General features: G+C 39.0%; 9 protein-coding genes. 7 read left to right on the forward strand and 2 right to left on the reverse strand.

All coding sequences use genetic code 11. The features are described 5' to 3' along the window. Window positions 1-57 precede the first annotated feature (57 nt). The gene (locus A142_RS12345; RefSeq protein WP_019824012.1) at window positions 58-1,140 is read right to left on the reverse strand and encodes a hypothetical protein; all 1,083 of its coding nucleotides are present in this window, start codon (window positions 1,138-1,140) and stop codon (window positions 58-60) included. Between the two features lie 130 nt (window positions 1,141-1,270). Here A142_RS12345 and A142_RS12350 point away from each other — a divergent pair, with 130 nt between their 5' ends. Together A142_RS12350 and A142_RS12355 are read left to right on the forward strand one after the other, a co-directional pair. Beyond that, a complete protein-coding gene (locus tag A142_RS12350; RefSeq protein WP_139137177.1) occupies window positions 1,271-1,954 on the forward strand; it encodes a hypothetical protein in 684 nt (227 codons plus the stop codon). Between the two features lie 221 nt (window positions 1,955-2,175). Continuing rightward, entirely contained in the window at window positions 2,176-2,952 is a 777-nt protein-coding gene (locus A142_RS12355) for a DUF6538 domain-containing protein (protein ID WP_019824014.1), read from the forward strand. Between the two features lie 16 nt (window positions 2,953-2,968). Here A142_RS12355 and A142_RS12360 read toward each other — a convergent pair whose 3' ends face one another. After that, entirely contained in the window at window positions 2,969-5,329 is a 2,361-nt protein-coding gene (locus tag A142_RS12360) for a TOTE conflict system archaeo-eukaryotic primase domain-containing protein (RefSeq protein ID WP_019824016.1), read from the reverse strand. A 179-nt stretch (window positions 5,330-5,508) separates the two neighbouring features. Between A142_RS12360 and hipB the strand changes: the two genes are divergently transcribed. The 5 genes from hipB to A142_RS12385 all read left to right on the forward strand — a co-directional run. Continuing rightward, window positions 5,509-5,751: a type II toxin-antitoxin system antitoxin HipB gene (gene hipB, locus A142_RS12365; RefSeq protein ID WP_019824018.1), complete on the forward strand. Its 243-nt coding sequence runs from the start codon at window positions 5,509-5,511 to the stop codon at window positions 5,749-5,751. 164 nt (window positions 5,752-5,915) lie between these two features. Further along, entirely contained in the window at window positions 5,916-7,247 is a 1,332-nt protein-coding gene (locus tag A142_RS12370) for an ATP-binding protein (RefSeq protein ID WP_019824020.1), read from the forward strand. 259 nt (window positions 7,248-7,506) lie between these two features. Continuing rightward, window positions 7,507-7,809: a helix-turn-helix transcriptional regulator gene (locus A142_RS12375; protein WP_017104942.1), complete on the forward strand. Its 303-nt coding sequence runs from the start codon at window positions 7,507-7,509 to the stop codon at window positions 7,807-7,809. Then, entirely contained in the window at window positions 7,793-9,109 is a 1,317-nt protein-coding gene (locus A142_RS12380) for a HipA domain-containing protein (protein ID WP_019824022.1), read from the forward strand. Before A142_RS12375 ends, A142_RS12380 begins: the two co-directional genes overlap by 17 nt. Before the next feature lie 58 nt (window positions 9,110-9,167). Then, a partial coding sequence (locus A142_RS12385; protein WP_019824024.1) for a helix-turn-helix transcriptional regulator occupies window positions 9,168-9,638 on the forward strand: 471 nt, incomplete at its 3' end.

A 9,638-nucleotide genomic window follows, 5' to 3' on the forward strand; every position in this document is an offset into this window, starting at 1 on the left:
TTTGCATAATAAGGGATTATCTTAGGTATAAACTTGCAATTGTCACTCTGATAAAAACTAATCGAAAAAGACTAAAAACCTCTCCATGGGAGACTTATAACTTAACTCAATGTTATCCAATGATAACTCGGTAATGGCGTCCTGTTGTCTAAGAACAAAATGACAAATCCTGATTGCCCTCTTTACCATAAACTCTAGCAATTGCCTCTGATACTCATTAGTAATATCCAACCTCTCGAAAACAGTTGTAATTGCATTTCGATAGTCCTCTATGCAAGTTTCCTTAGATATTTTTTTACAATTTATTAGCCCCAGAACTAACACTTCTAACTTGTAATCAATCTGACGCAGTAAACTATGAGTTAATTGTTGCTCCAAGACAACATAGTAAGCAAATCTGCCTAACGTCCTTCTATCAGATTTAGGTTTATTGTTTCTATGATACTCTCTATCAACATCAACCAGAGAGGCGATACTCCCCCCTTCTGAAAATAGGATCTCTGTACCTTGGGGACGTTTTATTCCTAACGTCTGTAAATCCAAAAAGTACACTGCTTTACATTTACCCAGGTAGTGATGACAAACTCCGGGAATATAATGCTTGATGGTTTCCATCTGCTTCAATTTCTTCACCATCGATTGAACTCTCTTTTCAGTGCACCCCATCCAATGAGCGATTTCGACAACACCGACGTTATCTACAGCCCCCACTCCATTTGATACCCCTACCAATATTGTAGCTAGCATCCTATAACCGGGAGCGAGAATGCTCTTACTACGAATTAGCTTTCTAATTCTGGATAAAGCTAAGGAGCTCAACTCCACCGAACTTTTTTCGATAAGGCTGTCCAAAACCTGTTGTTCGATTTGATAACTCGATACTTGTCTTCCTCGCGATCGCTTATCATCGGTTTTAACATTCGGAACAATAACTCCCAAGTCCAGCAGTTGCTTTTTACTCTTCACAATCTGAGTTCTAGAGAAACCATAATCTTCAACCATATCTATTAGTCTCTTGCTGTAATTTTGTGTTGGTGACATGTCCCTACACATAAAAATAAGCAACATTTTGCTTTCAGCACTTAAACCTTTAATGCGTGAATAAACTATCTTTGCGTATATCAAACTATTTAAATCCATACTCAGGGGTATTATTTCCAGACTTTATTATAAATCTGGACTATGTACTGTGACTAAGTCCTCAGACATAACTACAACAAAGGCTGTACAATTCTCAAACAAAAAAAGCAAGAAATGTGTGGTTAGGAAATTGAAAATACTGAAAGACTTTAGCTTTAAAAATGAAAAGCATACCGCTTGGCTCACCCAATACTTAAAGAACTCCCGTGAAAAATCTAATCCGCGTCAACAAAGTTTTTTTCAATTATTACCAATCTTTGAAGATGTAAATGGAGAGATATTTGAGCAATTTGTAAGCTCACTGCCGAAGGACGATGCCGAAGCAATGGTATTAATGAAGAGACTAAAAGCAGCTTGGACAAAACAACTAACTAGAAGTAAAGATAAGAGTAATGGTGCAACATATTACAACTTAGAGTTGACCTCACAGCTTAAAACAGAGTTAAAAAAATTAGCAGGAAAGAATAGCTACAAAGAAACAATAGAAGGCCTAATAACTAGTGCTTTTCAGGAAGAACAGAAAATACGAAAAAAGAAAAATCAAGAAGAAACTCTGACACTCCAAAACCTTAAAGCCATTGAGCTAAGTAACGAGCTAAAAGCGAAAAACCTTCAAATTATTGAACTGAACGACGAGTTGAAGTCGAAAAATGAAGAGGTTGTAAAACTACATACAGAGCTAGAAGCACTTAGGCTAACTTCTAATAAGCCAAGGAAGCCTAGCCCCCCAGAGGATGACCTACCAGTTAAGCTGACACTATCTCGCCGTACCAGAGCTACTCTTTATGTGAATTCTAAAGAAAAAAGCAATTAGTAGAATTTAATTCTTCAGGGTTGACATTTAGCAGTACCATTAGCAGTATTTAAATAATCAAATTGACTTTAAATCAAATAAAAACAAAAAGATAAAACACCAATTCAGATGACGCCAGCCCACCAAACGTTTGGAAAGGGCGGTAAGTCACTGATTTACCGCCCTTTTTGTATTTGTAACTTCGATATTAGGCTGTTTGTACTACATTTTGGTACTAAGACATGCACTATTTATCTATCTCGAAATCCGGTATTTGGCAGTTCCGATATCAGATCCCCTCTGAGCATCGACATCGGTTTAATGGATTCCATGAGATCAAGCGCTCGCTGAAAACATCCAACAAAGACAAAGCTATTATTTTGGCGTTAGAGCTAGAGATACAGGTTCGTCGTACCATTTTAGCGCCAACTACTAACGCAACATCACCTCAAGTAAAACCTCTAAACCAAGATAAAACACATACCGCAACCAAAGCCAAACAAACTAAAACGCTATCGCCTGAAAAGATACTGGAACGCTTTTGTCTCTACAAAGCCCAACATATATCGCCAAAGGCCGTCGGAATGCTGAAAGCTAAGTGCCAAACCGTTCTAGGGTTAATAGGAAAGACAAGCCTTACCGATATACGGAGAGGTAACGCCGAGGATGCCGTGCGCCTCTTACGAATGTATCCCGTCAATATGAGAAAGCACTCCCAATTTAAGGGTCTAACGGCAAAGGGAGCGATTGAACTCAATAAGAATCTTGATATGCCGACACTGAGCGAAGAGTCCGTAAAAGATTACTGCCAGAAAATGTCAGGCTTCTTCGAGTGGTGTCTCTTAAACGAACTCACCGATATCAACCCATTCAAAGCAATCCGCTTTCGCAAACAGCGCAAAGACAGTGACGCCAAAAACGCATATACGAAAACAGACTTACAAAAAATCTTTAGTTCCGAGATTCATACTAAGCGACAGTTCAAACATCCGCAATGGACAGCATCAATCCTTATGTAATTTCAGTCTCACTCAACTACTCGGATGCAGTATCTACAGGCAAGTCTAATGAAGGCTGATGCCCACGTCCTTGGAATTCCTCTTCAAAACCAAGGGCTTTATAACCTTTCTCTCGCTTCTTAAACATTCGTTGTAACATTGGCAATTTAGTATCTACGTAGTCAATCACCTTCACTTCCATTTTACCTTGATATTGCCTTTGAATTCGCCCTACATACTGTATTAGCGAGCCTTTCCACGATACAGGTAACGCTAAGATCAATGTATCCAGTCTCGGTAAATCAAACCCTTCACCGATAAACTTTCCTGTGGCAACAAGTACCTGAGCTGAGTCGAGCTGATCCATCACTTGTTTCAGAGACTTCTTTTTCATAGCTCCAACAAGTAGCTGAACTTGAACCCCCTCTTCAACCAAAGTATTATAAATAGTGGCTGCATGCTCTCTTCTCTCAGTCAAAATGATAGGAACTCGACCTTTCAATATTTCAGATTGAGTATCAGATAAGATTTGCTTGTTTCTCTCAGGATGTTCCATAAGCCAACGATAGACTTCTGATATATGTGGCTTTGATTCATCATTAGTCAGAACAAGCGGTGGTACATACGCGAGTTTTCTGCAATGCAGTATCTGTTGGAATTGAGATGTTTTATCAATCTTGATCGTGTGTCTCACCCTACCTAATTGCATAAAAATAATGGGTTGATGCCCATCTCTACGTTCTAAAGTCGCACTTACCCCATAGACATATTTCGCATGAGCCTCTGACAACACACGTTCATATTGCGGTGCAGATAAATGATGACATTCATCAACAATGATCTGACCATACTCCTGAATCATTGGGTTTACAGTATTATCACCTCGGTTTATCAGGCTTTGATAGGTAGCAATATCGACTTGAGCTGTTGGGTTTTTCCTTGCCCCAGTATAAATACCGATATCAATGCCGTCAGAGAAGGCTGTTAGACGTTCCTTCCATTGGTCTGCGAGTTGCTTGCTATGCACTAAAATCAGCGTATTAACTTTGCGTTGAGCTATCAGACCGATAGCCGTCACCGTCTTACCGAAAGCAGTTGGAGCATGTAGCACACCACAATCAAACTTAAGCAAGGAATCCACTGCTTTTTGCTGTGATTGTCGTAACTCACCCTGAAAGTTAACTAACTCCAATTTCTGCCCAAGCGTTCTTTTATCAACGAGATCTACCTTGATATGCAGATCCGCCAAGATTTCCTGTACATCATCAAGGCAGCCTCTAGGTAAGCTTAAATAGCCATTATCTAACTCCGCTAAGCATATAAAGCGAGCTATACCATTAGTTGAAAGACGCATGCCCTGCGCTTTAAAAAACTTGGGGTTAGAAAATGATGCTAACTTTTTGAGCCTAGCGACTAATGGATTTGGAAGCTCAGAGAGAGTTAAATAAATTCGGTTTGCCAATACTACGGTTACGTTTGACGGACACCCATCAATGCCCGATGTTGGCAATACGTTACGTTCCCAAGGTTTCAAATCGCTAACGTCTGGTTGTTTAGCTTTTTTCTCTATAGCCGATATCAGATTTTCAAGTTTAGATACAGCTACTTTCTGAACTGATTTTAATGCCAACCATTGGTCGCTATAGGGCTGACCAAAACGATCCAAAAACACTGAATTTTGATTAGCCCTTGCTTGTTTTTGTAAGGGTAAGGCTATTAGATTGCCGATACCGCCAGTGGGTAAAACATCTTGATTAGGGAAGAGTCGGTCATAAGAATCAAAAGCTAATGCACTATGGATTTGCATCGCTTTGTCTAAGAGAAGAAAGCCTAATTCTCTTGCGTCCTTTGCTGTTGTTGCGGATTCAAAGAAAATCCAGACATGCGCTCCTTTACCTGAACGAGAGCGCTCCCACAAACAATCCAGATCATAAAACTCACACGCTTCAACATAAGCTTGAGATGCCTGAAGCCAGTCGCTTTTATCAAAATCTATGGCTAATAAGAAACACGAATTGTCAGGCTGTATAGGATATAAGCCAATGACTTCAGCGCCAGTTAAGTGACGATAGATCGCATCTCTATCCAGAGGTCTAAAAGCTTGATTCAAGCACTCTAAACACTTTACCTTCGGCTTTTCACATACCCCTTTCTGCCACTCATTGGAGCAAGCTATTGAGTAACCATTTCGACCTGCCGAGTTTTGCCAACGATTAGCGTAACAGTGATGATTTCCTCGGAAGTAACTTTGAAATAGTTCAATTTTCTGTCCTGGAGTTAACAGAGTTTGCTCTGGATTCACAGTACTAGACAGTAACTCATTTCGTCTTTTCTCAAGCTGAGATAGCTCGGATTTCAACTGTTCAATTCTTTGATTTACTGACTCAAGCTCATCCATGCTAAATATCATCCTGTATATAGATAAGTCAAAGCCAAGGGCTTTGATTGTTCTACTTTATTCCCTACTTGGTTTTATCCCAACAAAGGTATAATGTTAATAATATACCCTAGTAGGGATAGTGCTGCTTGAATCCCTTGTGAAAAGTAAGCATCAATAACCGTAAGGAATGACGAATTGTGATTTATAGTCCACAGCAACTCGCTAATAGTTTACTGCTAATACGACAAAAAAATAAATGGACTCAGTCCGAAGTGGCAAAGAGAGTCGGCATAAAGCAAGCTACCATTTCTAACTTTGAAAATAGACCAGATAAAGCCACGCTCTCTACCATGTTTAAAATCATTCAAGCCTTAGATCTGACAGTAAAGATTGAAACAAGAAATGAGAGCAACGGCATTCTTGATGAGGAAGATTGGTAATATCGCAAATTCCCTGTATCAAATCATAAATCAACATTTTAATGCGCATACAAAAGAGAACTTACCACACTTTTATGCGCATAAAAGTGTAAAATCAATACACAAACAAGCGCATTAATATGATAATGTGAGATTAAGCGTAACCAAAATACGAGCAACATGGTATGAAACGATCAATCTTAGACAAACTGCTGAGCTGGAAAAATAAACTATCAAGAAAACCACTCTTGATCGATGGTGCCAGACAGACGGGTAAAACTTATCTGTTACAGGAACTACTAGGTCAAAATTTTAACAAAGTTATAAGAATTGATTTCTTAGAAGAGCCGCAGTTCAGAGAAGCATTTTCTAACTCTCTAAATCCTGACGATATCATTACCAATATTGAACTATTAACGGGAGAGGTATTTGACCTCGCCACTGATCTACTGATCCTCGATGAGATAGGTGAGTGTCCAAAAGCAGTCACTGCCTTGAAGTATTTTGCCGAAAAAGCACCACAAGCTTATATTGCAGCAAGTGGCTCTAACATTGGTTTACTTACATCCTTTCCTGTCGGTAAGGTTGAACAACACAACTTAAGACCATTAACATTTAAAGAGTTTCTTTGGGCAAGTGAAGAAAAGCCACTCATTAAAGCATTTGAGCAGCAAGTGAACTCTGAAGTTGCACATACAAAGCTATTCGGCATGCTTACTGATTATTACTTTGTGGGCGGAATGCCTGAAGCTGTTGATGCCTGGTTTACTCATTCAGACAGAAGTATCATTGAACGAACGGAGCTTGTTTCAGACGTTCAAAGCAACTTAATTCAAGGTTACTTACGAGACTTTGGCAAGTACTCGGATAAAGTCGATGCCACACTTATAGAGTCCGTATTCAGAAACATTCCTTCACAGTTATCGTCAGTATTTTATGATTCAGTAAAACGTTTCAAGTTTAAAGGCGTCCATCAGCGTAAATCTCGATATGCTGAATACGAAAGTGCCATTACATGGCTACATAAATGCAGACTAACCTTGAAGAATTACCCTATCGATGGGCAACCTAGATCGCCCTTATCAGCCTATCAAAAAGAAAATGCTATAAAGCTGTTTCTATTTGATGTAGGACTACTTAATCACATGCTCGCAACAAGTTACCGTGAAATAAAGCAACAGGGGTACGAATACAAAGGCTACGTTGCTGAAAACTTTGTTCAACAAGAACTTGCAGCACTAGGCTACGAACCGACTTTTTCATGGGGGGATGCTAGAGCTGAGATTGAGTTTGTCATTGCCGATGAGGTTGGTCGTATAATTCCTATAGAAGTAAAGAGTGGCAAAAGGACTCGTGCTAGGTCACTGCAATCCTATATATCGAAGTGTAAGCCACACAAGACAATCAAGCTAACAGGAACACAAGGCTCCAATGCACTAGAGCAAGACAATGTTGTAATGCCTTTGTATTACACACAATACTTGAACGACCACCTTAAGGTTCCGATAGAGAGTTAGCCATACTTTAGGTATCTCAAAGCCCCATGGCTTTGAGTTCTCTATTATTCTTTCGTTATATAAAGTAAACCACACTAGACTTTAAATAAGATCGCCAAGTTTATAAGCATAAAAGTTCGCTACTGTAGACTTTTATGCAGTGGCTCAATACACTTACCATAAAAGTTAACTTTAATAGACTTTTACTTAAAATCTACGTATAAATAATTTAAAAGTCTATCAAGGCATACTTTATTGCATCATGCTATATGGAGGTTCCATGGTTAAGAAAGTAAAAGCAACTGAGTCACCAGATCTAAGCCAGGTGTTCACACCATCACTACTTGGTGAGGCGATCAAAGCAAAAAGAACTCAAAGTAAAATCACCCAGCAAGATGCAGCATTGCTTTCTGGTGTTTCAAAACAAACCTACATAAAAATTGAACAAGGCAGCTCCGATATTAAACTAACCTCTTTAATGAAAGTTGTGTCTGCTCTAGGGATAAAGATATCGATACAACCATGGCAAGACTTAGATGCTTCAGTCCCATCACAGGAGAAAGGTAATGACGTCTGGGTCTAATCATCAATACATCCTCGATATAGTTTATAGCCAGCAAGTCATAGGTAAGCTATCACTGAGTAAAGAAAGTGATGCTCTATCTGTAATCTACAAGCAAGATTGGATTGATAATGGGTTTCCCATATCGCCACACCTTCCATTTAACTCTGATATACCATCAGTCAATATCAGGAGGTTCTTACAGAATTTGCTCCCTGAAAATAAAGGGTTAGATTATTTGATCGACTTTCTTGGCGTATCACGTTCAAACGTATTTTCACAAGTTGGTGGTATTGGAACAGATACATCAGGTGCAATGATGTTCTTATCCGAAGGTGTTTCTCCAGTTCAAACTGAAACCTCTTTCAACCCAATCAATGATAGTGAATTAATTAAGAAACTATCTGACCCTGAACTTTGGTATTTAGAAGTATGGGAAGGAAAACCAAGACTATCAGTAGCGGGGGTTCAATCTAAGCTAAACGTTTTATCTATCGATGGAAACTTAGGGTTTGGAGAGGGTGAACTATGCTCAACTCATATTGTGAAGTTCGAAAAAAATGACCAACAACACCTTGTCATAAATGAATTTGTGACGATGAAATTAGCGAAGCTAGTTGGACTAGATGTTGCTGACGTTGAGTTGCGGTACTTTGACCAATTTCCAGCCTTAATTGTAGAGAGGTTTGATCGAAAGCTATTTAGTTCAACAAGTGTGAAACGAAGGCATATGATCGATGCCTGTCAAGCTTGTAACCTAGGTGTCGATAGAAAGTATGAACGAAACTTAGGCAAACAAAGAGATGTCAGTCATATTCGTGATGGTATCAGCTTCGCCCGACTTTTTTCGGTAACAGAGCAATGTGAAAACCCATTAGCGGCAAAACTAGCGATCCTAAAGTGGGCAATGTTCAATCTCTGTATTTATAACGCAGATGCACATGGCAAAAACTTCAGTTTCTTTGTCCAAAAATCGGGCTTAACACCAACGCCACTTTACGATCTAGTCAATGTAAGAATGTACCCTGAATTTGAGCAGGATCTTGCGATGGCAATTGGGGATGAATTTGACTCAGATTCTATTAATGCCTACCAACTTGTAGAGTTTGCTGACGATTGTGGTATTTCACCAAAATTGCTTCAACAGAGCCTAGTAAAGATCGCAAATGACGTTATAAACAACATTGATGATGCTATATCTCTCGTCACTCCTACTTCTGATTCACAATTACCTTATTTAAACCGATACCGTGAAATCGTTGTGGCTAGATGTGAACACTTTCTTGAAGAATCTGATGTTATCCCTGAAATAGAGTTATAAGTACACAACTACTTGTTTGTTAAACCTTGAGACCGCGAACTTGAAAGTGGGGACTGATATGAGTACGAACACAGATAATTTAAGTAAACAATACCTAAATAATTCATCAGAATCAGTCTATGACGCCATATCTCGACTTCGTTTAAACAAGGAACGCTTAAGTAAATCCATTTCAATACAAAAAGCTCATGTACAAACATCGGTTGAACAGATTGAAAAAGTGGCAAAGCGTACGCCTAAAAATGCACAACCAATATCAGTATCCGAAAGAAAACATAAGATAAATAGAGTTATTAGATCGTTGCTTATGAATGAACTAACACAAGGATTAGCTCTCAAGGAACTTAGGATAAACGTGTTAGGTGTCAAACAAGATACCTTTGCCAAAATGGTTGGGGTTTCCAGAAAAACTATATCTGAGATTGAGAATGATCGAGGTACTTTCAAAACTGATATTCTCGATAAAGTATTCAAGCCATTTGGACTAAAAGTAGGGCTAGTGCGTATTTCGGTGATTGCGATCGGCTGT

The organism is Vibrio splendidus 12E03, assembly GCF_000272105.2.
Classification (GTDB): Bacteria; Pseudomonadota; Gammaproteobacteria; order Enterobacterales; family Vibrionaceae; genus Vibrio; species Vibrio splendidus_I.